The sequence below is a fragment of the Pseudomonas sp. D4-21 genome, from assembly GCF_051132125.1.
Lineage (GTDB): Bacteria > Pseudomonadota > Gammaproteobacteria > Pseudomonadales > Pseudomonadaceae > Aquipseudomonas.
Window position 1 is genome coordinate 2,580,259 of record NZ_CP071664.1, and the last position, 21,609, is coordinate 2,601,867.

The 21,609-nt window shown below is 63.3% G+C and carries 22 protein-coding genes and 1 pseudogene; 15 read left to right on the forward strand and 8 right to left on the reverse strand.

Translation table 11 applies throughout. The annotated features are described in order from the left end of the window. Positions 1 to 41: 41 nt before the first annotated feature. The 4 genes from J3Q04_RS11635 to xylA all read right to left on the reverse strand — a co-directional run bounded on the left by J3Q04_RS11635 (position 42) and on the right by xylA (position 5,365). Positions 42 to 1,178 (reverse strand): sugar ABC transporter permease, encoded by a 1,137-nt coding sequence (locus tag J3Q04_RS11635; protein ID WP_420763736.1) that lies wholly within the window; start codon positions 1,176 to 1,178, stop codon positions 42 to 44. After that, on the reverse strand, positions 1,179 to 2,735 hold the full coding sequence (xylG, locus tag J3Q04_RS11640) for a D-xylose ABC transporter ATP-binding protein (protein ID WP_420763737.1): 1,557 nt from the start codon (positions 2,733 to 2,735) through the stop codon (positions 1,179 to 1,181). It abuts the gene before it with no gap. A gap of 164 nt (positions 2,736 to 2,899) precedes the next feature. Further along, positions 2,900 to 3,901: a D-xylose ABC transporter substrate-binding protein gene (gene xylF / locus J3Q04_RS11645; RefSeq protein ID WP_305494967.1), complete on the reverse strand. Its 1,002-nt coding sequence runs from the start codon at positions 3,899 to 3,901 to the stop codon at positions 2,900 to 2,902. Positions 3,902 to 4,048: 147 nt separating this feature from the next. Next, positions 4,049 to 5,365: a xylose isomerase gene (gene xylA / locus J3Q04_RS11650; RefSeq protein WP_434606020.1), complete on the reverse strand. Its 1,317-nt coding sequence runs from the start codon at positions 5,363 to 5,365 to the stop codon at positions 4,049 to 4,051. 154 nt (positions 5,366 to 5,519) lie between these two features. Between xylA and J3Q04_RS11655 the strand changes: the two genes are divergently transcribed. The 4 genes and pseudogenes from J3Q04_RS11655 to J3Q04_RS11670 form a co-directional block, all read left to right on the forward strand. Continuing rightward, on the forward strand, positions 5,520 to 6,707 hold the full coding sequence (locus J3Q04_RS11655; RefSeq protein ID WP_420763739.1) for a XylR family transcriptional regulator: 1,188 nt from the start codon (positions 5,520 to 5,522) through the stop codon (positions 6,705 to 6,707). A gap of 218 nt (positions 6,708 to 6,925) precedes the next feature. Then, complete coding sequence (locus tag J3Q04_RS11660; protein WP_434606017.1) at positions 6,926 to 7,267, forward strand: hypothetical protein; 342 nt, start codon at positions 6,926 to 6,928, stop codon at positions 7,265 to 7,267. Between the two features lie 165 nt (positions 7,268 to 7,432). Further along, on the forward strand, positions 7,433 to 7,810 hold the full coding sequence (locus tag J3Q04_RS11665; RefSeq protein WP_434559141.1) for a hypothetical protein: 378 nt from the start codon (positions 7,433 to 7,435) through the stop codon (positions 7,808 to 7,810). Between the two features lie 93 nt (positions 7,811 to 7,903). Further along, positions 7,904 to 8,371, forward strand: a pseudogene (locus J3Q04_RS11670) (LysR substrate-binding domain-containing protein); the annotation flags it as partial. A gap of 9 nt (positions 8,372 to 8,380) precedes the next feature. Here J3Q04_RS11670 and J3Q04_RS11675 read toward each other — a convergent pair. Continuing rightward, a complete protein-coding gene (locus J3Q04_RS11675; protein WP_434559139.1) occupies positions 8,381 to 8,689 on the reverse strand; it encodes a hypothetical protein in 309 nt (102 codons plus the stop codon). Positions 8,690 to 8,849: 160 nt separating this feature from the next. On the opposite strand from J3Q04_RS11675, the gene J3Q04_RS11680 reads away from it, so the two are divergent. The 3 genes from J3Q04_RS11680 to J3Q04_RS11690 are packed head-to-tail and all read left to right on the forward strand — an operon-like array spanning position 8,850 to position 11,131. After that, positions 8,850 to 9,578 (forward strand): STN domain-containing protein, encoded by a 729-nt coding sequence (locus J3Q04_RS11680; protein WP_434606015.1) that lies wholly within the window; start codon positions 8,850 to 8,852, stop codon positions 9,576 to 9,578. Then, positions 9,575 to 10,120, forward strand: coding sequence for an RNA polymerase sigma factor (locus J3Q04_RS11685; protein WP_434606013.1), 546 nt, complete (start codon positions 9,575 to 9,577; stop codon positions 10,118 to 10,120). Before J3Q04_RS11680 ends, J3Q04_RS11685 begins: the two co-directional genes overlap by 4 nt. Positions 10,121 to 10,174: 54 nt before the next feature. Next, the gene (locus J3Q04_RS11690) at positions 10,175 to 11,131 is read left to right on the forward strand and encodes a FecR family protein (protein ID WP_434606011.1); all 957 of its coding nucleotides are present in this window, start codon (positions 10,175 to 10,177) and stop codon (positions 11,129 to 11,131) included. A 22-nt stretch (positions 11,132 to 11,153) separates the two neighbouring features. On the opposite strand, the gene J3Q04_RS11695 is transcribed toward J3Q04_RS11690, so the two are convergent. Continuing rightward, the gene (locus tag J3Q04_RS11695) at positions 11,154 to 11,765 is read right to left on the reverse strand and encodes a prepilin-type N-terminal cleavage/methylation domain-containing protein (RefSeq protein ID WP_434606009.1); all 612 of its coding nucleotides are present in this window, start codon (positions 11,763 to 11,765) and stop codon (positions 11,154 to 11,156) included. Further along, a complete protein-coding gene (gspH, locus tag J3Q04_RS11700; protein ID WP_434606007.1) occupies positions 11,765 to 12,223 on the reverse strand; it encodes a type II secretion system minor pseudopilin GspH in 459 nt (152 codons plus the stop codon). Before gspH ends, J3Q04_RS11695 begins: the two co-directional genes overlap by 1 nt. Positions 12,224 to 12,315: 92 nt before the next feature. On the opposite strand from gspH, the gene J3Q04_RS11705 reads away from it, so the two are divergent. Beyond that, on the forward strand, positions 12,316 to 12,744 hold the full coding sequence (locus J3Q04_RS11705; RefSeq protein ID WP_420763748.1) for a type II secretion system protein N: 429 nt from the start codon (positions 12,316 to 12,318) through the stop codon (positions 12,742 to 12,744). Between the two features lies 1 nt (position 12,745). Here the strand turns inward: J3Q04_RS11705 and gspI are convergent, their stop codons facing one another. Then, positions 12,746 to 13,126, reverse strand: a complete 381-nt coding sequence (gene gspI / locus J3Q04_RS11710; protein ID WP_420763749.1) for a type II secretion system minor pseudopilin GspI — start codon at positions 13,124 to 13,126, stop codon at positions 12,746 to 12,748. Positions 13,127 to 13,299: 173 nt separating this feature from the next. Between gspI and gspG the strand changes: the two genes are divergently transcribed. Genes gspG through gspF form a run of 7 tightly spaced genes read left to right on the forward strand, consistent with a single transcriptional unit; the run spans position 13,300 to position 21,443 of the window. After that, positions 13,300 to 13,749 (forward strand): type II secretion system major pseudopilin GspG, encoded by a 450-nt coding sequence (gene gspG, locus J3Q04_RS11715; protein ID WP_434606005.1) that lies wholly within the window; start codon positions 13,300 to 13,302, stop codon positions 13,747 to 13,749. Beyond that, positions 13,737 to 14,720: a type II secretion system minor pseudopilin GspK gene (gspK, locus tag J3Q04_RS11720; protein WP_434611588.1), complete on the forward strand. Its 984-nt coding sequence runs from the start codon at positions 13,737 to 13,739 to the stop codon at positions 14,718 to 14,720. Before gspG ends, gspK begins: the two co-directional genes overlap by 13 nt. Further along, positions 14,717 to 15,880, forward strand: coding sequence for a type II secretion system protein GspL (gene gspL, locus J3Q04_RS11725; protein ID WP_434606003.1), 1,164 nt, complete (start codon positions 14,717 to 14,719; stop codon positions 15,878 to 15,880). The genes gspK and gspL overlap by 4 nt, the downstream gene beginning before the upstream one ends. Next, entirely contained in the window at positions 15,873 to 16,427 is a 555-nt protein-coding gene (gene gspM / locus J3Q04_RS11730; protein ID WP_434606001.1) for a type II secretion system protein GspM, read from the forward strand. Before gspL ends, gspM begins: the two co-directional genes overlap by 8 nt. After that, positions 16,424 to 18,793 (forward strand): type II secretion system secretin GspD, encoded by a 2,370-nt coding sequence (gspD, locus tag J3Q04_RS11735; RefSeq protein ID WP_434605999.1) that lies wholly within the window; start codon positions 16,424 to 16,426, stop codon positions 18,791 to 18,793. Before gspM ends, gspD begins: the two co-directional genes overlap by 4 nt. Further along, positions 18,790 to 20,232 carry a type II secretion system ATPase GspE gene (gene gspE / locus J3Q04_RS11740; protein WP_434605997.1) on the forward strand — a complete coding sequence of 481 codons (1,443 nt, stop codon included), beginning with the start codon at positions 18,790 to 18,792 and terminating at the stop codon, positions 20,230 to 20,232. Before gspD ends, gspE begins: the two co-directional genes overlap by 4 nt. Continuing rightward, complete coding sequence (gene gspF, locus J3Q04_RS11745) at positions 20,232 to 21,443, forward strand: type II secretion system inner membrane protein GspF (RefSeq protein ID WP_434605995.1); 1,212 nt, start codon at positions 20,232 to 20,234, stop codon at positions 21,441 to 21,443. The genes gspE and gspF overlap by 1 nt, the downstream gene beginning before the upstream one ends. The last annotated feature ends 166 nt before the right edge of the window (positions 21,444 to 21,609 follow it).

Below are 21,609 nucleotides of genomic sequence, written 5' to 3' on the forward strand. Positions count from 1 at the left end.
GAGTGGGGCGGCCATCCATGGTTGCCCCGAATCGGTATGGGTCAGCGTCGGGCGGTGCGGGTGCTGACATCCACCCACACGGCCAGGACCAGGATGCTGCCCTTGACGATCATCTGCCAATAGCTGTCGACGTCGAGCATGGACATGCCGTTGTCCAGGCTGGTGATGACCAGCGCGCCCAGCAGCGCGCCGTAGACCGTGCCCGAGCCACCGCGCATGGATGTGCCGCCGATAAAGCAGGCGGCGATAGCGTCCAGTTCGCCCATGTTGCCCGCCGAGGGCGAGCCGGCGGCAAGGCGCGCGGTGTTGACCATGCCGGCGAGGGCGCACATCACGCCCATGATGCCGAAGATCCAGAGCTTCACTGCCTGTACATTGATGCCGGACAGGCGCGTGGCCTCCATGTTGCTGCCCACCGAGTAGACGCGCCTGCCGAATACGGTTTGGCTGGTCACGTAGCTGAACACCCCCAGCAGAACCAACAGGAGCAGCACCGGAACCGGGATCCCGTCGTAGCTGTTGAGCGTATAGACGAACCCGGCCAGCACGGCGCCGATCAACACCACCCGCGCCACGTCCCGCGTCAGGGAATGGGCCGCGAGGCCATGCAGCGCGCGGTTGCGGCGCTGTTTCCAGGTCAGGAAAAGCGTCAGCGCGAACAACAACACGCCCAGGCCCGTGCCGACTGCGTGGGGCAGGTAACCCTGGCCGACGTAAACCAGCTCCGGCGATACCGGCGCGATGGTGGTGCCGCCAGTGATGCCCAGCAGGATTCCGCGAAACGCCAGCATGCCACCCAGGCCGACGATGAAGGAGGGGATGCGCAGGTAGGCGGTCATGTAGCCGTTGGCCAGGCCGATCATCAGCCCACACAGGGCGACCAGGCTCAGGTTCGCCAGCAGCGGGATGTGATAGACCACATCGAGTATCGCCGCCAGACCTCCCAATAAACCGAGCAACGAGCCCACCGACAAATCGATCTCGCCACTGATGATCACCAGCACCATGCCGCAAGCCAGGATGCCGGTGATGGACATCTGCCGCAGCAGGTTGGAGAGGTTGCGCGGAGTCAGGAACCCGCCCTCGGTCTGCCAGCTGAAGAACAACCAGATGACCGCCACGGCAATCACCAGGGCGAGCATTTTGTAGCGGGTGAACACTTGTTTGACTTGGTTCATCTACGCGGACTTCCGATCATTGTTGTTATTGCTTTCGGGATGGCTGAGCGCGGCGGCAAGCACCTGTTCCTGGGTCAATTGCTGGTTGATGAAATCGCCGCGCAGTTGCCCCTCGCCGATCACCAGCACGCGGTCCGACACACCCAGCACTTCGGCCAGTTCCGAGGACACCATGATGATCGACACGCCTTCGGCCGCCAGCGCGCCCATCAGCTTGTAGATCTCGTACTTGGCGCCGACGTCCACGCCCCGGGTGGGTTCGTCGAGAATCAATACCCGAGGCTTGGTCAGGAGCATCTTCGCCAGCACAGCTTTCTGCTGGTTGCCACCGGAAAGGCTGGTGATCGGCAGGAACGGGCTCGCGGTCTTGAGGTGCATGCGCGAGATTTCCCGGTCGATGCTGCCCAGCTCGGCCTCGGCGTCGATGCGGGTCATCTTCGAGAAGTTTTCCAGGACCGCCAGGGTGATGTTCTGGCCGACGCCCAGGTCCGGGATGATGCCCTGGCGCTTGCGATCTTCAGGGACCATGCACAGGCCGGCCCGGATCGACTTGAGGGGCGTGCTGCTGTCAATGCGCTGGCCGTCCAGCCAGACTTCGCCTTCGTGACGACCGGGGTAAGCGCCGAACAACGCCGACACCAGCTCCGTGCGACCCGCACCCACCAACCCGGCGATGCCAAGGATTTCGCCGCGCTTGAGCACGAACGAAATGTCGTCGACGCGTTTGCGCCTGGGGTTGTCGACGTCGTAGCAGGTCACATGGCGTGCCTCGAAAATCACCTCGCCGATAGCGTGGGGTTCGGTGGGGTAGAGGTTACTCATCTCCCGCCCGACCATTTGCGTGATGATCTTGGGAATATCCATGTCGGCCATGGCAGTGGTGGCGATGTGTTTGCCATCGCGTATCACCGCGATGGTGTCGCACACGGCGGCCACTTCATCGAGCTTGTGGGAGATGTAGACGCACGCCACGCCCTTGGCCTTGAGGTCGCGGATGATGTCCAGCAGCACTTCGATTTCCGAGCGGGTCAGGGCCGAGGAAGGCTCGTCGAGGATCAGCAGGCGGGCCTGTTTGTTCAGGGCCTTGGCGATCTCGACCAATTGCTGGTAACCACCGCCGTACTGCGAAACCGGCAGCGAGACGTTCATGTCCGGCACCTTGAGTTCACGCATCAGGGCTTCGGCGCGGTGGATCATCGCCGGGTAATTCATGCGTCCGCCGGGCAAGGTCAGCTCGTGGCCCATGAAGATGTTTTCGGCCACCGACAGGTCGGGCACCAGGGTCAGTTCCTGGTGAATGATGACGATGCCGGCAGCTTCGGTTTCGCTGATCGATTGCGCCTTCAGCGGCTGGCCGTCCCAGAGGATCTCACCCTCCCAGGTGCCGTAGGGATAGACCGCCGATAGGACTTTCATCAAGGTGGATTTGCCGGCGCCGTTCTCGCCGCACAGGCCGACGCATTCACCCGGCCTGACCTTGATGTCGATGCCGTTCAGGGCCTTGACACCGCCGAAGGTCTTGACGATGCCGTTCATTTGCAGCAGGTATTCAGACATGGCGAGGGCTCGTAAGAAAGGGGCTCACACAACATAAAACCTGTGGGAGCGAGTCTGCTCGCGAAAGCGGTAGGTCAGCTTGCATCTGCATTCACTGTGCCGCCGCCATCGCGAGCAGGCTCGCTCCCACAAGGATTTCTGCTATCCAAAGAGCTGCGCCCGGGTCATTGCCCCGCGATCTGCGCCTTGGTGTAGAACCCGTCCTTTTCCAGCAGGTCGATGTTGTCCTTGGTCAGCGCGGTAGGCGTGAGCAGGATGGTGTCGACTTTCTTGTTGCCATTGTCGTACTGCGAGCTGTAGGTGGGTTTTTCGTTGCGCGCCAGTTGTACCGAAAGCTTGGCGGCTTCGGAGGCGATCAGCTTTAAGGGCTTGTAGACCGTCATGGTCTGGGTGCCGTCGATCACTCGCTTGACCGCCGCCAGGTCGGCGTCCTGGCCGGAGATCGGCACCTTGCCAGCCAGCTTTTGCGCGGCCAGGGCCTGGATGGCGCCGCCGGCGGTGGCGTCGTTGGAGGCGACGATGCCGTCGATTTTGTTGTTGTTCCGGGTCAGGGCGTTTTCGACGATGCTCAGGGCTTCGGTGGGGTTCCATTCCTTCACCCATTGCTGGCCGACAATCTTGATGTCGCCCTTGTCGATGGCCGGTTGCAGCACCTTCATCTGGCCTTCACGCAGGATTTTGGCGTTGTTGTCGGTAGGCGCGCCGCCGAGTAGGAAGTAGTTGCCCTTGGGCGCTGCCTTCAACACGCCGCCGGCCTGCATCTCGCCGACCTTTTCGTTATCGAAGGAAATGTAAGCGTCGATATCGGCGTTGAGGATCAGCCGGTCATAGGACACCACCTTGATCCCGGCCTTCTTGGCTTCGGCGACGGCGTTGGTCAGCACAGTGGCGTTGAACGGCACGATCACGATGACGTCGACGCCACGGGAAATCAGGTTTTCGATCTGGGAAATTTGCTTCTGCTCGTTGGCATCGGCGGACTGGACATAAACCTTGGCGTCGAGTTTTTCTGCCGCCGCGACGAAGTAGTCTCTATCGCGGGACCAGCGTTCCAGACGCAGGTCATCGATGGAGAAACCGATCTTGGGGTGGGTGGCGTCGGCCATGGCCGGGAGCGATAGCAGGGCGAGGGCGCCGGCGAGCAGGGTACGTTTGAATGTTTTCATGGTGGTGCGTCCTTTTATTGTTTTTTGAAAGACACTGCCTGACGAGAACGTGATGCCGGTAGAACTGTAGAGCGTTGCGCGGCGTTGCGGGCACAGATTTGTCGCGCGAATGTAACAGCCTCCCCGCGCCCGCAAAGTCGCCTGCCGTCAGGAGTAGATGAACCGGTTGACGACGTTTTCGAGCATTTCCTGCCGACCGCTGACCGCCTGCGGATTCAGCTCGTTGGTGAATGCATGCTCGGCCAGGGATTCGAGGCTGTAGTCCCCCGCGAGCAGCGCCTTGCCGAACGGCTGCTGCCAGCCGGCGTAGCGCTGGTCCTTGAATTTCTGCAACTGATCGTCCTGCACCATGGCGGCTGCGCGTTCCAACGAAAGGGCGAGCACGTCCATGGCCGCGACATGGCCGTGGAACAAGTCGACGTCGTCCAAGCTCTGGCGGCGTACCTTGGAATCGAAGTTGAAACCGCCGTTGCCGAAGCCTCCGGCCTTCAGGATCTCGTAGGTGGCCAGGGTCATTTCTTCGACACTGTTGGGGAACTGATCGGTGTCCCAGCCGTTCTGCGGATCGCCCCGGTTGGCGTCGATGCTGCCGAAGATCCCCAGGGAGACCGCCGTGGCGATTTCATGATGGAAACTGTGCCCGGCCAGGGTCGCATGGTTGGCCTCGATGTTGACCTTGATCTCTTTTTCCAGGCCGAACTGCTGCAGAAAGCCGAACACCGTGGCGCTGTCGTAATCGTACTGGTGCTTGGTCGGCTCCTGGGGCTTGGGCTCGATCAGCAGGTCGCCCTTGAAGCCGATCTTGTATTTATGCTCGACCACCATGCGCATGAACCGGCCCAGTTGCTCGCGTTCGCGGGACAGGTCAGTATTGAGCAGGGTTTCGTAACCTTCGCGGCCTCCCCACAACACGTAGTTGGTGCCCTTGAGGCGCTGGGTGGCATTCATGGCGCTGAACACCTGGGCGGCGGCGCAGGCGAAGACCTGCGGGTCAGGGTTGCTGGCGGCGCCGGCGGCAAAACGCGGGTTGCTGAAGCAGTTGGCGGTGCCCCAGAGCAGCTTGATGCCGGTCTGTTCCTGGTGACGCTCGAGGTGATCGACCATTTGCGCGAAGTGGTTGCGGTATTCCTTCAACGATTGGCCTTCCGGCGCGACATCGGTGTCGTGGAAGCAGTAGTAGTCGATGCCCAGCTTGGAGAAAAACTCGAACGCCGCCTCGGCCTTGCCGATGGCCACTTCCATCGGGTCCCCTGCGTGCTGCCATGGGCGTTTGAAGGTTCCCGCACCGAACACATCGGACCCCGGCCAGACAAAGGTGTGCCAATAGCAGACCGCCATGCGCAGGTGCTCGCGCATGGGTTTGCCGAGGATCAGTTTGTCGGCATCGTAGTGCCGGAAAGCGAGCGGCGAGTCGCTGCCCGGGCCCTCATAGCGGATCGGCTGAACATCGGGGAAGTACGACATGGACGGTTTCCTTTTTATTCTTGGCGGTGACCTGATACTAACGCCGCCCCTGGCGCCGCTGATTATGAAAATCATCAAAGGACAGTTCGATTTTGAGTATTGAGATTCGCCGTCCGCGCGCCTAGTCTCTGTCCACCGGCCTAGGGTTCTTACAATGAAAATCGTCCCGCCCGTCCACCGCATCGCCCTTTTGTTCAACGGCAGCAAGATCTACGACCGAGGCATCATCAGCGGCATCGGTAACTACCTGAGCAGTACCCGCGCGTCCTGGGATCTGTTTCTCGAGGAAGATTTCCTATGCAGGTTGAAAGGGATCGAGCGTTGGCAGGGCGACGGGATCATCGCCGACTTCGACGACCCGCTGATCGGCGAGGCGCTGGCCGGGATCAAGATGCCCGTGGTGGCGGTGGGCGGCTCGTACCAGGACGAGCGCGCCTATCCCAAGGGCATTCCCTATGTCGCCACGGATAACCATGGGCTGATCAAATTGGCTTACGAACATCTGATCGAAGCCGGACTGACGCGATTCGCCTGTTTCAGCCTGCCGGAGTCCCAAGCCAATCGCTGGGCCCAGGAACGGGAGAAAGCCTTTCGCCGGTTGATGCTGCGCGATGGTCTGCACGCCGAGGTCTATCGCGGCATGGGCACCAGCGCGCCGCTCTGGGACAGCGCCGTCGAACAGCAGATCGCCTGGCTGCAAAGCCTGCCCAAACCCATCGGCATCATCGCCGTCAGCGATGCGCGAGCCCGCCAGCTGTTGCAGGCTTGCCTGACCGCCGGCATTGCTGTTCCGGAGCAGGTGGCGTTAATCGGCATCGACAACGATCCACTGACCCGCAGCCTGACTCGGGTGCCGCTGAGCTCCGTGGTGCAGGGCACCGAAACGATGGGTCGGACCGCCGCGCGGCTGCTCCACCAGATGCTGCATGGCATGCCGTCCACAGGCACGCAGGTGCTGATCCCGCCGGATGCGATCAATGTGCAGACATCCAGTTTGCACCAGCCGCTGGGCAATCCTTATGTGATGCAAGCGCTGTTGTTCATCCGCCAGTACGCATGCCAGGGCATCAAGACCGCGCAAGTGGCGGCGTATGTCGGTGTCTCGCGCTCATCCCTGGAAGCGCATTTTCGCAAGGAGCGAGGTTGCAGCGTTCATGACGAAATCCTGCGCTTCAAATTGGCCGCGGCGGCCAACGGCTTGGAAAACACCGACTCGGCGATCGCCGACATCGCCCGCAATTGCGGCTTCAAGTCGGCGCAATACCTGCACACGGTGTTTCGTCGCGAGTTCGGTTGTACGCCTCGGGAGTATCAGCAGGGCGCGAGCGTGGTGAGCGAGTAGGCCGGGCTCCTGTGGTGAGGCGTTAATCGACGGTCAGCTGCGTCGGGGGAGGTCCGTCGGTTTCATCTTGGCCGAGCGCTTATGCGAGGTCCTTCTGGGGCTTTCAACTATTGCCATCAGTAATAGTGACCATTACGAAATGCAAGTTCTGCTTTGTCGGCAATCATTGGAAAATCAGCGCCATCGAACACGCAGCCCACCACTGCAGGACTTCAATCATGCGCCCTTTATCTTTCCTTGCCCTGGCGTTTCCCCCCTTGTTGCTAGCAGGTTGCGCTTCGGCTCCGAACGATCCGACCCTGACCTTGCAGACCAGCAAGACACCGGCCGAATACGCCGAATGCGTCGTACCGAAGCTGCAGGGCAGCGCCCTGAACCCGACGGTCTCGCAGACCCAGCGCAGCTACCGCATCGTCGTGCCGAGCAAAATTGCGGCGGACAACGTGCTCGAAGCCTACAAGGCTGGCAACGGTGGGAAGGTGTTCATTTACGACCGGCATCTGCTGGCCTCCAATCTCTTGCCTTCGAATTTTGAACGCGCCGCCCAGGAATGCATCTGACCGGCCCGTAGACGTTTTACCCGTGCTCCTTTGGTTGGCCGCAACCAACCAATTCCCTTTGCCCCGCACCGTATTCGGTCGCGGGGCTTTTTTTGTTTGGAGAGCCTTGCGTACGTGGGTGTGAGAGGATGCCGTACGCGACGTCGCCGCCTACAAAGGATCGAAATGAACCTGCCCCCTGCCCATGCCGTGCCATTCATCCTGATGCTCTCAGCCTTGTGCGTCCCGGTGCACGCCGCGACGTGGCAGATCTGCGATATGCAATTGCGGGTCACTGAAGTGGTCAAGCAGCCGTTCCCTGGTCTCCGGGCTCAGGTTCTGAAAACCAGCCCGGCCTCGCCCAAGGTGGAATGCCCAGAAGTCGGCGCAGTGATCAGCTTCATCCCGGAAACCGCTGACTATCAGTCAACGCTTGCGCGGCGAAAATGGCCCGCAAAAGGCCAGGCGATTCGGATCAGATACCGTTACCTGGACGGCATCTGCAAGGGCGACGGCAACGAGCATCCTTGTCGGATCGAGCATTATCCGTTCGTGGCCCAATGATCAGCCTCGGCCGGCGTTCGCCTCGGCTTCGATCGCGGCCATGACGCTGGGTCGCGTCTCGATCCGAGCCATATACGACGCCAGCGCCGGCCAAAGGGCTTGCGCGCTGACTGGCTGATGTCCGATGAGGTTTTTCCGGTGTGCAGTCCGAAATTGCTGGCGGGGCCCAATGCCCTGAAGGCACCCGGCGATCTGACCCATCACACCCTGTTGCAGGTCAGTGGTATGACGCGGGACGATTGGAGCCTCTGGCTGGGGGCCGCCGGGCAACCGAGCGCCCTGGCCGAAGGCTCACGGTTGACCTTCGACCTGGCGATGATGGCCGTGCAGGCAGCCATCGACGGCTTGGGTATTTGCATCGGCCGCTCGACCTACGTCGACGACGATCTGAAGGCAGGTCGACTGGTCGCGCCATTTGCCCTGAGGTTGAAGTCCGATCTCGGTTTCTATCTGGTGACACCCGTCGAGACAGCCCACTCGAAAAAGGTCGAGGCGTTCAGGGCCTGGTTGATCGATTCGACCAGGGAGGCAAACACACCGGGTATGCGGTCGTTGGATTAAGCGTCCAGGTCACTGCGGTGGGCGTTGCGGCAACGCCGAGTGGCCGAAGGTATTGCCCATGCGAATCCGCGTGGCCGACTGGTTGTACAGACCCAGCCTGTTCGGCGCTCGCTGCTCTATCGGCACGTTCAACGCTTCCTGGTTCTTGCGCGCTGCCGGCGTACCCTTCGGGTTGGCCATCTGTTCGCTCAGGCATTCGTAGGACAGCGCCTTGTACCCGTTCACCTCGACATTGATGCATCCCTCATTCGCCGGCTCGGCGGCTTGGGCCCACAAGGGAAGGGCAGCAAGCAGCAGCGCGAATACACGACAGTCCATGGCGGAGCTCCTTTCTAACGGTAGAAGCCTGAATCTACCTCGTATTGGAGCGAGGTATGACGATGTTTTTTTTGCAGCGCTCGTCACACAAACGACATGTACACGTCTCATGATGCGCCAACGCAGGGCGTCGACACGCCGTTCGGGCCGGAAGATGTCTATGTCAAGAGAAGCGCTGAGCAGGTGCTGCCTCGCGCCCACGGTACTGTTCTTGTTGCTCCATGCATTGATGCCGCAACGCGACGCGTGGTCTGCCACGCCTGCGCCTGTCGAGGTGGACGATCGGCTGGCGCGTTTTGTCGAGTTTGCGATACCCGCCCAGGAAATGACCGTTGCCCTGGAGCTGTACAGCAGGGCCAGCGGGATGGCGATCCTGGTGGACCGTCAACTGGCACATGGGCGACGGTCGACCGCGGTGCACGGACGCTTGAATGCCCGCCAGGCGTTGGAGCAACTGCTGGCCGGTAGCGGCTTGGCGGCGCTCTACACCGGCGCAGACGCTTTCACCGTGAAAGAGGCAAAGCTGACCCTCCGCGCCGATGCGTCTTCGCGCAACGGTGGTCCTACAGTGCGCGAGGACAATTTTGCCCGTGCATTGCAGGTCGCGTTGGAGCAGGCGCTTTGCCGGTCAATGGTGACTCGCCCGGGCCATTATCGAGCAGCGTTACAGCTGTGGGTGGGGGCATCGGGCGAGGTGCGGCGCAGTCGCTTGCTGGCCTCCACCGGTGACGCCCGGCGCGATGCGGCGATTATCGAGGGGCTGGGCACATTGGACATCGGCCGGGTTCCGCCGTCCTCGTTGCCGCAGCCGGTGACGGTGCTGGTGGTGCCAGGCGCCGCTTCGGCAGGCACGGAATGCAACCCATGGGAAGGAGCGGTAGAGCCATGAAGGAAAAGGAGCAGAGCACCATGCTCAAGGTGTTCCTGGCTTCCTATGATGTGTTTCGCGCACGCTTGCGTCGGCGTCTGGGCTCCGATGACCTGGCCAACGACGTACTGCACGAAACCTATCTTCGGGTAGACCGCATGGAACAGCCGGTGGACGTGCAGAAGCCTGGCGCCTACCTGTTCCGCATGGCCCTGAACATCGCGGCTGACCGTCGTGCGCAGGATGCACGCTTGCTCACCGGCACTGAAATCGAGGAACTGATGCAAACCGCCGACGAACATCAGGACCCGGCGGTGATCGTCGGTGGCCAGATTGAAATTCGCGCGCTGATGCAGGCGCTGACCGAGCTTGCGCCCCGGCGCCGGCAAATATTGATGGCGTCGCGCATAGAGCAAACACCGCATCAGGAGATCGCCCAGCGATTCGGCATCTCCACCCGGATGGTTGAGAAGGAACTCAAGGCTGCGCTGCAATACTGTGCCGATCGCCTGGAAAGAAAAGTGATTCAGCGGTTCGGTCCCGGCGCGGGAAAACAGTCTTAGGTGATAAGGCGCTTGTCGCGCATACCTTCTTGAGTCATTTCACGTTTGAAAAACATGTCTATAAGCGCATCTGAATCGGCCACTGCCACGGCTAACCAGCTCCGGGAAGAAGCGTTCCATTGGCTGGTGCGCTTGACTTCAGGGCACGCCACCCACGCCGACGCCGAGGCTTTTCGGCGCTGGAGTGCGCAAAGTTCCGAGCACGCCCGGGCCTTTTTCCTGGCCCGCCAGTTGTGGCAGGCCATGGCGCCCGCCGAGCAAAAGCTCCAGCAGGAGCAGGCGGCAAAGGTCGTCAACCACCCGCGGCGTTTCGGGCGCCGAGCGTTTCTCGGCGGCGCGATTGCCGCGTCGGTTGCGGTGCTGGTCGCGCGCCCGTCGCTGCTGGACGGCTGGCCCGTGGGCGCGGATTTTCATACAGGTGTCGGCGAGCAACGCCGCGTCGACCTGACCCAGGGCGTGGTGCTTGAGCTCAATACCCAGACGCGCATCAGCCAGCGCAGCGAGGCCCCTGGTGACGCCGCCATCGAAGTACTGAGCGGTGAACTGGAAATCCAGGCCAGCACGGCGTTGCGTGTGCTTGCCGGCAATGGCGAGTTGTTCGCCGATGGGGCGCGGTTCAATGTGCGGGCCACCGAGGGTAGCGTGTGCGTAACGTGCCTGGAGGGCCGCTTGCAACTGAAGCATCAGGGGCGGCGCGTGAGCTTGGAGCAGGGCCGACAATTGACCTATACCGCGCAGCGACAAGGCCAACCCACCCCCTTCGATACCCAGCAAGTCATGGCTTGGCGTCAACAGTTGCTGGTGTTCAACGATGCCCCCTTGGCGAGCGTGATCGATGAGATCAACCGCTACCGTCCCGGCATGATCGTACTGATGAACGCTGAGCTCGGGCGGCGCAAGGTTCAGGCGCGCTTCAGCCTGGCGCAACTGGCGAATGTCGCCGTACTGATTCGCGATGCCTACGGCGCGACCATTACCGAGCTACCGGGCGGTGTCGTGCTGGTCAGCTAGGCGTTTTCATTCCAGTGGGCTGCTATTGAAGCGGTGCCAGCACCTGGCGGTAGCGCTCGGTGCCGTATGCCGTGCGGCGGCTGAAGCTGATTTCCACACCCGCCGGATTTTCCTCCTTGCTGCCAGTCAGATGGCTCCAGCCCCGGTCGGTGCGCCATACCCGCACATCAACGCGCTCAAGCTCACTCAACACCGCGACACGCTCCTTGGGCGCCGGTAGGGGATAGCGTGACCGCGCGACGCCCGAGGCACGGAAAAGCGTGCCGCTTTCAATCCACCACCTCACCCGTTGCATCTTGCCGTCCTGGTCCGCCGCGGCACGTATCAATTCCAACTGCAAAGGGTCGCTGTCGCTGCTGCGAATACTGATCGCAGCGGGCACCGGGGGGCGGCTGGCCGAGGGTTCGTCGGGTGGAGGCGGTTCGGCCAGTTCAGTGGTGGCGCGCAGGGCGAAGTCACGCTGCAGTTGGTTGAGTGCGCGCATCAGTTGCGCGTGCTGTTCGGCGCTGTCCTGCAAGTGGGCGTCGGCGCGGGTCACACCGTCGAGCCCGCGCCAGGCGATCAGGCTGACAATTGTCATCAGCAGGATGGCGACCATCACTTCAATCAGCGTGAAGCCGTTTTGCCGGACCATCAATGCACCTCGATGCGGCCAGCCGCGGTGCGCCTCACCGATACGCTGGTCTGGTCGCTGGACAGAATGACGTGCAGGGGCGCGGCAATCCATTCGGCATCGAGCACCAGTGTTTTGCCTGGGTGGATGCGCACCTGCACCGGTCCCGCGCTCCAGTGCCTGGGGCGCAGTTGCGGGTCGTTGATGAACTCCCGGTCCTGCACGCCGACAGCGTCCAGCCGCACGAAACGGTAGCCCTGGCTGTCCGCGACCCAGGCGATGCGACGACCGTCGCTGCGCGCTTCGGCCTGGGCGGTTTCCAGCAGCAAGGCCAGGCGCTTGGCATCTTCGCGCAGGCCACTGGCAGCGTCGGCGTGGATATTCAAGCTGATGGCGGCGCTGGCGATGCCGATGATCACCAGCACGACCATCAATTCGATCAGCGTGAAGCCGCGTTGTCGGTGTCGCCATTCATTCATGGTCTCTACGCCTTTCGCTGGGGTGAATTTGCAATAAAACCGTGAGAAAGCGCTGGTAGCCTGAAGCACTGGACGTCACGGAGGATTCGCTCATGCGCCATTTCCATCGCCTTGATCCGGCCACGCTGGTCCAGGCTGTCGCCGTGTTGGCCAGCGTGGCGGGGCTTGTCACCTGGGGCTTCTTGCTCAACGATTCGGCGCCCGTGCAAGCCCAGGCCAATAGCGAACCCTTGCCGCCCTTGGCAGCCACTGGCCAAGCCGCGGCGCAATGGTTCGCCAGTTCCCCGCACAACCTGGAGATCAAGCTCAGCGGCCTACTGGCCGGACCCCATGGCGCGGTGGCGATTCTCAGCATCGAGGACTCGCCGCCGCGGGCTTTTCGTGCGGGTGAGCCATTGGGCGAAGGCGTGCGCCTGAGAGGAATCGAGGCTGATGCCGTGGTCATCGAGCGGGCCGGCGTTGAGTCTCGCCTGTCGATGGCTCGTTTGCCGGTGCCGGTGGCGCTGCCGTCGTTGCGCTGATTCATGGCGGGGTGACAGGGCGGCTGAGCAGCGTTTCCAGGCGCGCCAGCGGCGGTCCGTCATGTTCACGTTCATGCACCAGCACTTTCACTCTCAGCAGGTCGCCACTGCGGGTTACCTGCTGCTCGCAGCTGAGTTTCAAGCGTCCTTGATCACAGCGTTGCATGGCGCTGCCCTTATCTGTGGTCCCGCGCAGACGCACTTCTGCCAGGCTGTTCTGGGCCGCCAACAGCGCCATCGAGCGATCCCGCAACAGCGCGTTGCTCTGGCTCATTTGTGCACTGGCGCGAACGGCCGCTGACATCGCCACCGCCACGATCAGCAGCGCCACCAATACTTCGATCAGGGTAAAGCCGCGTTGCCGGGGTACCTGTCGGGTCATGGCAATGAGCATCGTCGGGGAAATGTGCTTCAGCCTAATGGCCGCGTTTGACGGATTGCTGACCAAAGCTCCTGAGGATTTTTTATACCAGTGACATATGCCGCTGGAACAATCCGCAGCGAATGGAAACCTCAACCAGCGCCAGAATGCGGCGCCAGCCAAGGAGTGTCGAGATGGGTGTCGCATCGTCTGGCCGTCCCCCACATGGCCCTCGCCGGCAGCGAGGTTTTACCCTGATCGAGATCATGGTCGTGGTGGTCATTCTCGGCATTCTTGCCGCCATGGTCGTGCCGAAGGTGCTTGACCGCCCCGACCAGGCCAGGGCCACGGCGGCCCGCCAGGATGTTGCGGGCCTGATGCAGGCACTCAAGCTGTTCCGTCTCGACCAGGGTCGCTACCCGACCATGAATGAAGGGCTAAAGGCCCTGGCGGAAAAACCCGCCAACGCCACCAGCGGCAATTGGCGCGCGTATCTGGAACGGCTGCCCAAGGACCCTTGGGGCCGCGCCTACAACTACCTCAACCCGGGCACCAACGGTGAGGTCGATGTGTTTTCCCTCGGCGCCGATGGGCAGCCCGACGGCGAAGGTGTCAACGCTGATATCGGCTCCTGGCAGCTCTAGTCGTGAATCGCTCAGCACAGCGTGGCATGGCGGTGATCAGCGCCTTGCTGGTGGCGACCGTGGTCGCGGTGATCGCCGCCGGCATGATCGCCCGACAGGTCCAGGTGACTCGCGGCGTGGAAAGCGAAAGCCAGCGGGTGCGGGGCGCCTGGCTGTCCAATGGCGTATTGGAATGGACCCGCCAGGCGCTCTGGCAGCAACGCCTGCGCGAGCCCATGACGCGTTTGGACCAGGCGTGGGCGCAGCCCTTGCGTGGGGTGCGCCTGGGCACTGAAAGCGGGGTGTTCGACGGCCATATCAGCGATGAGCAAAGCAAGTTCAACCTGCGCAACCTGATCCTCGACGGCCAACTCGACACACTGGAAGTCGCCGTATTCGAACGCCTGTGCGCCGAGCTGGGCGTGCCCGTGGCCCAGGGCAACCGTATCGTCCAACGCGTGGTAGAGGCCTACCCCAAGCGCCTGCGTCCACCGCCGCCAGTCTCCAGCGCGGCACCCGGGTTCGATAGCGGTCGCCTGACATCGCCGGACGCCGAAAGCCAGCCGCTGCCCGCCACCCGGCCGATGTTGCGCGGTCTCGATGACCTGGCCGGCCTGCCCGGGATCGACCTCGCTGCCCTTGAGCGCCTGCGCCCCTATGTCACGGTGCTGCCGGCGCTCACTTGGGTGAACGGCAATACCACCACGGCCCAGGTCTTGGCCGCACGAGTGCCCGGTATGAGCGTGGCCCAGGCACAGGCGGTGATTGCCGAGCGTGACCGTGGCCAGTGGTTCATCAACAGCGGGGATTTCCTCAACCGCTTGCGCGTGCCGCAGATGAGCACCGAGCAGCTGCGCCTGGGCATTACCAGCGAGTGGTTTCTATTGCGGGGACGGGCCACGGTCGAACAACGCCGCTTCGGTGTCGAAGCGTTGTTTTATCGCAGCGAGCAGCGCAGGCCCCAGGTGGTCTGGTCGCGGGTGGGCGCATGAGCACCTTGCTGCGCATAGCGCTGGCGCCGTTGGCACAGTTGACCGCCGACAGCCCGTTGGACTTCGCCTGGCTCGATCGCAAGGGTGCGCTGGTCGAGCAGGGGCGGCGACCCCTGCGGGAACTGAGCGGCGCGGCCCAAGGCAAAGCCCTGGAACTCTGCTTGCATCCTCAAGACACGTTGCTCGCCTGCGTCGAGTTGCCGCCACTGCCACCGGCGCGCCTTGGCGATGCCGTGCGCTGTGCGACAGACAACCTCCTGCTGGGCAGCGACGATACCTTGCACCTGGTGCACGGGCCTCGTGATGCGGGCGGCCAGGTTCAACTGGCCTGGTTCGAGCGCGCGGCGCTGTCGGGTCTTTCGCAACTGTTGCAGGGGCTCAGGTTGCAACCGCGTGGCGTGTACGCGGCGCCTTGTTTTCTGCCGCTGGCTGAGCCGGGCACGTGCACGGCGGCAAGCGTGGAAGGTCATTTGCTGGTCCGTGAGGATCGCCAACGCGCATGGGTGCATCCGATGATGCAAGAAGGCGCCGAACAGTTGCGCGAAAGGACGGTGCGTTGGATCGGCGAGGGTGCGCAATCCGTCGATCCATGGCCGGACGAGCAACGCTGGATCGGTCCCGTCCCGGCGTGGAATTTACTGAGCGGGATCGAACAAAGCGTCCGGGGCAATCAGCGCTGGGGCCGCGCGGTCGGCTGTTGCGCGATGGCGGCGTTGATCTGGACTCTGGGCCTCAACCTGTACGCGATGCGGTTGGCCGGCGAGGGCCAGGCAATCAAGGGGCAGATGAGCAGCCGGGTCCAGCAGGCTTTTCCTGAACTGCCGGTGATTCTCAATCCCTTGCAGCAGGCTCGCCAGCAACGCGATGCCCGGCGCAATGGCGCGCTGGCGGAGGGTCCGGTCAGCTTCGCTGCCCTGGTGCAGCAGGCGGCTGGGCAGTTGCCGTTCATGGCGGGCGCGGTCGACAGACTCGACTTCGATGGCAGCGAATTGCACCTGACCCCCCGCACGCCTGCCCGCAAGCCACCCGCCGATAGCAACTGGCAAACCAGCCTGGCGCAAGCGGGCATCGTGGCCGATCTCGCCAATGGGCGATGGACGCTGAAGCGTTTGCCAGCGCACGCCGCGGCAGCGCCCGTTGTGGGAGGCGCGGATGAATAGCCTTGCCCGTTACCGCGCCCGCTGGCAGGCGCAGCGAGCCAGCGCTCAGCAGTTCTGGCAACGCAGCAGTGCCCGGGATAAACGCATCCTGCGGGTCGCCGCGCTGGTGTTGCCCGTGGTGCTGCTGTGGTACGGCCTGATCCAGCCGCCACTGCAACGCATCGACCATTGGCAAGCCGAACTGCCGCGCCTGCGCTCCCAGGCGGCGGCCCTGGAGGGAGTGCTGGCCGAGGTTCAGGATGCCGGCGTGGTGTCCGGCGCGGTCACGCCACAGCTTGTGAAAGCGCGTTTGGATGACATCGGTCTGGCCGGCGCCTACGACCTGGAGCACCGCGTCGAGGCCGGCGCCGTGACCTGGCGGCTGACCCTCGACGACGCGCCCGCCGATGCCTTGTTGAACTGGTTACTGGACGACGCACCCAGGCTCGGCCTGCAGGTGCGCGACGCTCATTTGCAACGGGCAACCTCGCAAAGCACTGAGACGGCCGCGCGGATTTCCGGGGTCGTTGGCATGGAACAGGCGCCCGGCGCTAAGGAATCCTCATGAAGCGGTTTGGTCTGTATGCGTCAACAATTCCCTTGGCGCTGTTGCTCAGTGCCTGTAGTCAATTGGGCAGCGAGCAGGCGCAGCCCATTCCCGCTCAAAGTGAGCTGGGCCAGCCGCTGGCACAGACCGGCAGCGGTGACGCGTTGGCGGAGCGCCAGCGCGTGCAGGCACAGGCAGAGCAGCGACGCCAGGTCACGCGCAAGGCCCCATCGCGCTCAAGCCTTCGGCCGCCCGCCGACAATGCCGGCCCGACCGGCAACGGACTGGGCAACCAACCGGTGCAGCTGAATTTCGTCGAGGCGGATATACCCGCGGTGGTGCGTGCGCTGTCACGCGCCACCGGTCGCCAGTTCCTGGTGGACCCACGTGTCAAAGGCCAACTGACCCTGGTGTCCGAAGGCGAAGTGCCGGCCCGCACGGCCTATGACATGCTGCTCGCGGCCCTGCGCATGCAGGGTTTTGCCGTGGTCGAAGTGCAAGGCGTCAGCCAGGTGGTACCGGAAGCCGACGCCAAGTTGTTGGGCGGACCGGTGGGGGACGCCGATCGTGCGGCAGGCAACGGCATGATCACCCGGACCTTTCGCTTGCAATACGAAAACGCCGTCAACCTGATTCCGGCACTGCGACCCATCATATCGGCCAACAATCCCATCAATGCCTACCCCGGCAATAACACGGTGGTGGTCACCGACTATGCGGAAAACCTTGATCGGGTGGCGCAGATCATCGCCAACGTCGACATACCCGGCGCCATCGACACGGATGTAGTCCCCGTGCAGAACGGCATTGCCGTCGACATCGCGACGATGGTGTCGGAGTTGCTCGACGTGCAGGGCGCCGATGCGACGCAAAAGGTGTCGGTGATTGGCGACCCTCGATCCAACAGCATCATCCTGCGCACCGGCAGCCCCGAACGCACCGAGCTGGCCAGGCAACTGATCTACAAGCTCGACAATGCCCAGAATAACCCGAGCAATCTCCACGTGGTGTACCTGCGCAACGCCCAGGCCAATAAGCTGGCGCAAGCTTTGCGCGGCTTGCTCACGGGTGAAGGGGAAATGGCCGGTGCGTCCACCGACAGCGCACGGAGCCTGTTGAACGGCGGTGGCCTGGGTGGCCCGGCGGGCAGCAGTACGACCAGCAGCAGTCATTCGTCGAGTACTACCGGCAGCAGTTCGCAAGCCAACAATGGGCAGAATGCAGGCCTGCAAATGTCGAGCGGCCAGGGCAGCCATCAGGCAGGCGAAGGCGCAGTGGCGTTTTCCGCCAACGGCGTCACCGTGCAGGCCGATACCACCACCAACACGTTGCTGATTTCCGCGCCCGACCCGCTGTATCGAAACCTGCGTGAAGTCATCGATCTGCTCGACCAGCGCCGCGCTCAGGTGGTGATCGAAAGCCTGATCGTCGAGGTCAGCGAAGACGATGCGAGTGCGTTCGGCATTCAGTGGCAAGCCGGCAACCTGGCGGGCAACGGCTGGATCGGTGGCGCCAACCTGGGCGGTGCCGGCATCAATACCTCGGCCAAGAACAGCATTGATGCGTTGCCCGGTGGCTTGAGCATTGGCAAGGTCTCGGGCACGGTGAATATTCCCGGCATCGGCCAGGTGCTGGATCTGAAAGTGTTGGCCCGCGCCCTGAAAAGCAAGGGCGGAACCAATGTGTTGTCCACGCCCAACCTGCTGACGCTGGACAACGAAGCGGCGAGCATTTTCGTGGGCCAGACCATCCCCTTCGTCACCGGCAACTACGTGACCAACGGCGGCGGCAACAGCAACAACCCGTTCCAGACAATCGAGCGGGAGGAAGTGGGGCTGCGCCTGAATGTACGCCCGCAGATTTCCGAGGGTGGCACGGTCAAACTGGACATCTACCAGGAAGTCAGCAGCGTGGACCCGCGCGCCTCCAGCGACGCCGGCACGGTGACCAACAAGCGCGCCATCGACACCAGCATCCTGCTCGACGACGGACAGATCATGGTGTTGGGCGGCCTGCTGCAAGACGGTTTTACCGAAAGCACCGACGCGATTCCGGGGCTGGGCAGCATCCCGGGCATTGGCGCGCTGTTTCGCAGCGACAGTCGTTCGCGGACCAAGACCAACCTGATGGTCTTCCTGCGCCCCTACATCATTCGCGACAGTAACGTCGGCCGCAGCATTACCCTCAATCGCTACGATTTTATCCGTCGTGCCCAAGGCAATCTGCAGCCAGCGCACAAATGGCCGCTCACGGATATGCAGGCGCCGCAGTTGCCGCCGGCCGCCCAGGCGATGCCGCTCAATCCGTCACCCCGTCAGCCGATACCGCTCAATCAGCCACCCCGAGCGATGCGCGCCGTGCCGCTGGAACCAGGTGGGCAGCCATGAGCCCCTCCCTGCAAACCGGTGCGGGCGCGTTGCCCTATGCGTGGGCCAAGGCGCAGCGGCTCCTCCTCAAGGCCGGTGAGGAGGGCAACGTGTTGCTGGTCAGTGCCGCGACGCCGGGCTGGGCCATCAACGAGGTACGCCGGCGTTATGGTCCCACTGCGTTGCAACGGATACGCGACGAAGAGCTCGAAGCGCTGTTGACCAGCGCTTATGCCGACACCGGCAGCGCCGCGGCGATCGTTGGCGCGGCGGAAAACGAAGTCGACCTTGATCGCCTGATGCAGGACATCCCGGAGATCACCGACTTGCTGGACAGTGAGGGTGGCGCGCCAGTCATCCGCATGATCAACGCACTGCTGACCCAGGCCGCGCGGGATGAGGCCAGCGATATTCATATCGAACCGTTTGAAAGCCATTCCGTGGTGCGTTATCGCGTCGACGGAGCCCTGCGCGATGTGGTCGCGCCGCGCAAGGCCCTGCACGCGGCGCTGGTGTCGCGGATCAAGATCATGGCGCAGTTGGACATCGCCGAAAAGCGCTTGCCCCAGGACGGCCGCATCGCCCTGCGTGTTGCCGGACGGCCTATTGATGTGCGGGTGTCCACCGTGCCCACCGGCCACGGCGAGCGGGTGGTGATGCGCCTGCTGGACAAACAGGCCGGGCGCCTGCAATTGGAAACCCTGGGCATGGCGCCCGCGGTGCTGAGCCAACTGGATCAATTGATCCGCCAACCCCACGGCATCGTGCTGGTCACCGGCCCCACCGGCAGCGGCAAGACCACCACGCTTTATGCCGCCTTGGCCCGTCTGGATGCCAGCACCAGCAATATCCTCACCGTTGAGGACCCTGTGGAATATGACCTGCCGGGCATCAGCCAGATCCAGGTCAATACCCGGATCGACATGAGCTTCGGCCTGGCCTTGCGCGCGATCCTGCGCCAGGATCCGGACGTCATCATGATCGGTGAAATCCGCGACCAGGAGACTGCGCAGATCGCGGTCCAGGCTTCGCTGACCGGACACCTGGTGCTGGCGACCCTGCATACCAACGACGCGGTGTCGGCGGTGACGCGGCTGACCGACATCGGGGTCGAGCCGTTCCTGTTGGCGTCGTCATTGCTCGGCGTCCTGGCGCAACGCCTGGTGCGTCGCCTGTGTCCGGAGTGCAAGCAACCTGACGAAGCCGCGCCGGGCCAATGGCGTCCCCATGGCTGCCCGCGCTGCAACCACACCGGCTACAGCGGGCGTACCGGCATCCACGAACTCTTCGTGGTAGACGACGAGGTGCGGCGCTTGATCCATCAGGGCGAAGGCGAGCAGGCGTTGCGCACCTGTGCGCGACAGGCCGGCATGTTAAGCATGCGCGAGGACGGCGAACGGTGGGTGAGCAGTGGCTCCACCGCCCGCGAGGAAATCCTGCGCGTGACCCGGGACGCTTGATGAACCGCTACCGTTTCGAGGCCGCCGATGCCTCGGGGAACATCGAGCAAGGCGTGCTGGAGGCCGACAGCCAGCGCGGTGCGATGGCTGAACTGCGTGGCCGTGGGCTGACGCCGTTGCGCATCGACGAGCAGTTGCAAGTCGGCAGCTCTGGTGCCTCGGGCCTGTTCAGCCCGAAATTGTCGGACAGCGACCTGGCCTGGGCTACCCGTCAATTGGCGAGCCTGTTGGGCGCCAGTCTGCCCCTGGAAGCGGCCCTGTCGGCCACCGTCGACCAGGCCGAGAAACGCCACATCGCCGACACCCTCGGCGCGGTGCGCGGCGATGTGCGCAACGGCATGCGCCTGGCCGATGCGCTGGCCGCGCGACCACGGGATTTTCCCGAGATCTACCGGGCGATGATCGCAGCGGGGGAGGAGTCTGGCGATCTCGCCCAGGTGATGGAGCGCCTGGCCGACTACATCGAAGAGCGCAACAACCTGCGGGGCAAGATCCTCACGGCCTTCATCTACCCAGCGGTGGTGGGCGTGGTGTCCATCGTCATCGTCATTTTCCTGCTGGGTTTCGTGGTGCCGCAGGTGGTCAGCGCGTTTTCCCAGGCGCGCCAGGACCTGCCAACCCTGACCCGAGTGATGCTGCAGGCCAGCGATTTCCTGCGCGCCTGGGGCTGGGCCTGTTTCGCCGGGCTGGCCGGTTGCTGGTGGGGGTGGCGCCGCTATTTGCGTAACGCCGAGGCACGCCTGGCCTGGCATAGCCGGGTGTTGCGGCTTCCGCTGATCGGCCGCTTCGTGCTTGGGGTGAACACGGCGCGTTTCGCCTCGACCTTGGCGATTCTCGGCAGCGCCGGCGTGCCGCTGTTGCGCGCCCTGGACGCCGCTGGGCAGACGCTGGCCAACGATCGCCTGGCTCATTGCGTTGCTGATGCGACGCTGCGGGTACGCGAAGGCGTGGGCCTGGCCAATGCGCTGCGAGTCGGCAAGGTGTTCCCGCCGATCCTGATCCACCTGATCGCCAGTGGCGAAAAAACCGGTAATTTGCCGCCCATGCTCGAACGCGCCGCGCAAACCCTGTCCCGCGACATCGAACGGCGGGCCATGGGCATGACGGCGCTCCTGGAGCCGCTGATGATTGTGATCATGGGAGGCGTCGTGCTGACCATCGTCATGGCTGTGTTGCTGCCGATCATCGAGATCAATCAGCTGGTGCAATGATCCCAACCATCCCACACCAGAGCGCCACTCGGGTTCATCGGTCCGACATGTACGGCGCGCCAAGCTACGGCGCACGGGGCAGGGCATACAATGGGAATTTCGCTCATGCTGCGAAAGCTGGGCGAAATGTCAGTAAGGTGTCGGTAACTCCCGAGAATATTCAGGA

Excerpts from the sequence above, each read along its gene's own strand:
- gspE (WP_434605997.1), top strand. The coding sequence starts at position 18,790 with ATGAGCCCCTCCCTGCAAACCGGTGCGGGCGCGTTGCCCTATGCGTGG.
- J3Q04_RS11655 (WP_420763739.1), top strand. The coding sequence starts at position 5,520 with ATGAAAATCGTCCCGCCCGTCCACCGCATCGCCCTTTTGTTCAACGGC.
- J3Q04_RS11665 (WP_434559141.1), top strand. The coding sequence starts at position 7,433 with ATGAACCTGCCCCCTGCCCATGCCGTGCCATTCATCCTGATGCTCTCA.
- J3Q04_RS11695 (WP_434606009.1), bottom strand. The coding sequence starts at position 11,765 with ATGGTCCGGCAAAACGGCTTCACGCTGATTGAAGTGATGGTCGCCATC.
- J3Q04_RS11705 (WP_420763748.1), top strand. The coding sequence starts at position 12,316 with ATGCGCCATTTCCATCGCCTTGATCCGGCCACGCTGGTCCAGGCTGTC.
- gspD (WP_434605999.1), top strand. The coding sequence starts at position 16,424 with ATGAAGCGGTTTGGTCTGTATGCGTCAACAATTCCCTTGGCGCTGTTG.
- gspL (WP_434606003.1), top strand. The coding sequence starts at position 14,717 with ATGAGCACCTTGCTGCGCATAGCGCTGGCGCCGTTGGCACAGTTGACC.
- xylF (WP_305494967.1), bottom strand. The coding sequence starts at position 3,901 with ATGAAAACATTCAAACGTACCCTGCTCGCCGGCGCCCTCGCCCTGCTA.
- J3Q04_RS11660 (WP_434606017.1), top strand. The coding sequence starts at position 6,926 with ATGCGCCCTTTATCTTTCCTTGCCCTGGCGTTTCCCCCCTTGTTGCTA.
- J3Q04_RS11675 (WP_434559139.1), bottom strand. The coding sequence starts at position 8,689 with ATGGACTGTCGTGTATTCGCGCTGCTGCTTGCTGCCCTTCCCTTGTGG.
- gspI (WP_420763749.1), bottom strand. The coding sequence starts at position 13,126 with ATGACCCGACAGGTACCCCGGCAACGCGGCTTTACCCTGATCGAAGTA.
- J3Q04_RS11685 (WP_434606013.1), top strand. The coding sequence starts at position 9,575 with ATGAAGGAAAAGGAGCAGAGCACCATGCTCAAGGTGTTCCTGGCTTCC.
- J3Q04_RS11680 (WP_434606015.1), top strand. The coding sequence starts at position 8,850 with ATGTCAAGAGAAGCGCTGAGCAGGTGCTGCCTCGCGCCCACGGTACTG.
- gspH (WP_434606007.1), bottom strand. The coding sequence starts at position 12,223 with ATGAATGAATGGCGACACCGACAACGCGGCTTCACGCTGATCGAATTG.
- gspG (WP_434606005.1), top strand. The coding sequence starts at position 13,300 with ATGGGTGTCGCATCGTCTGGCCGTCCCCCACATGGCCCTCGCCGGCAG.
- gspM (WP_434606001.1), top strand. The coding sequence starts at position 15,873 with ATGAATAGCCTTGCCCGTTACCGCGCCCGCTGGCAGGCGCAGCGAGCC.
- J3Q04_RS11690 (WP_434606011.1), top strand. The coding sequence starts at position 10,175 with ATGTCTATAAGCGCATCTGAATCGGCCACTGCCACGGCTAACCAGCTC.
- gspF (WP_434605995.1), top strand. The coding sequence starts at position 20,232 with ATGAACCGCTACCGTTTCGAGGCCGCCGATGCCTCGGGGAACATCGAG.
- xylG (WP_420763737.1), bottom strand. The coding sequence starts at position 2,735 with ATGTCTGAATACCTGCTGCAAATGAACGGCATCGTCAAGACCTTCGGC.
- J3Q04_RS11635 (WP_420763736.1), bottom strand. The coding sequence starts at position 1,178 with ATGAACCAAGTCAAACAAGTGTTCACCCGCTACAAAATGCTCGCCCTG.
- xylA (WP_434606020.1), bottom strand. The coding sequence starts at position 5,365 with ATGTCGTACTTCCCCGATGTTCAGCCGATCCGCTATGAGGGCCCGGGC.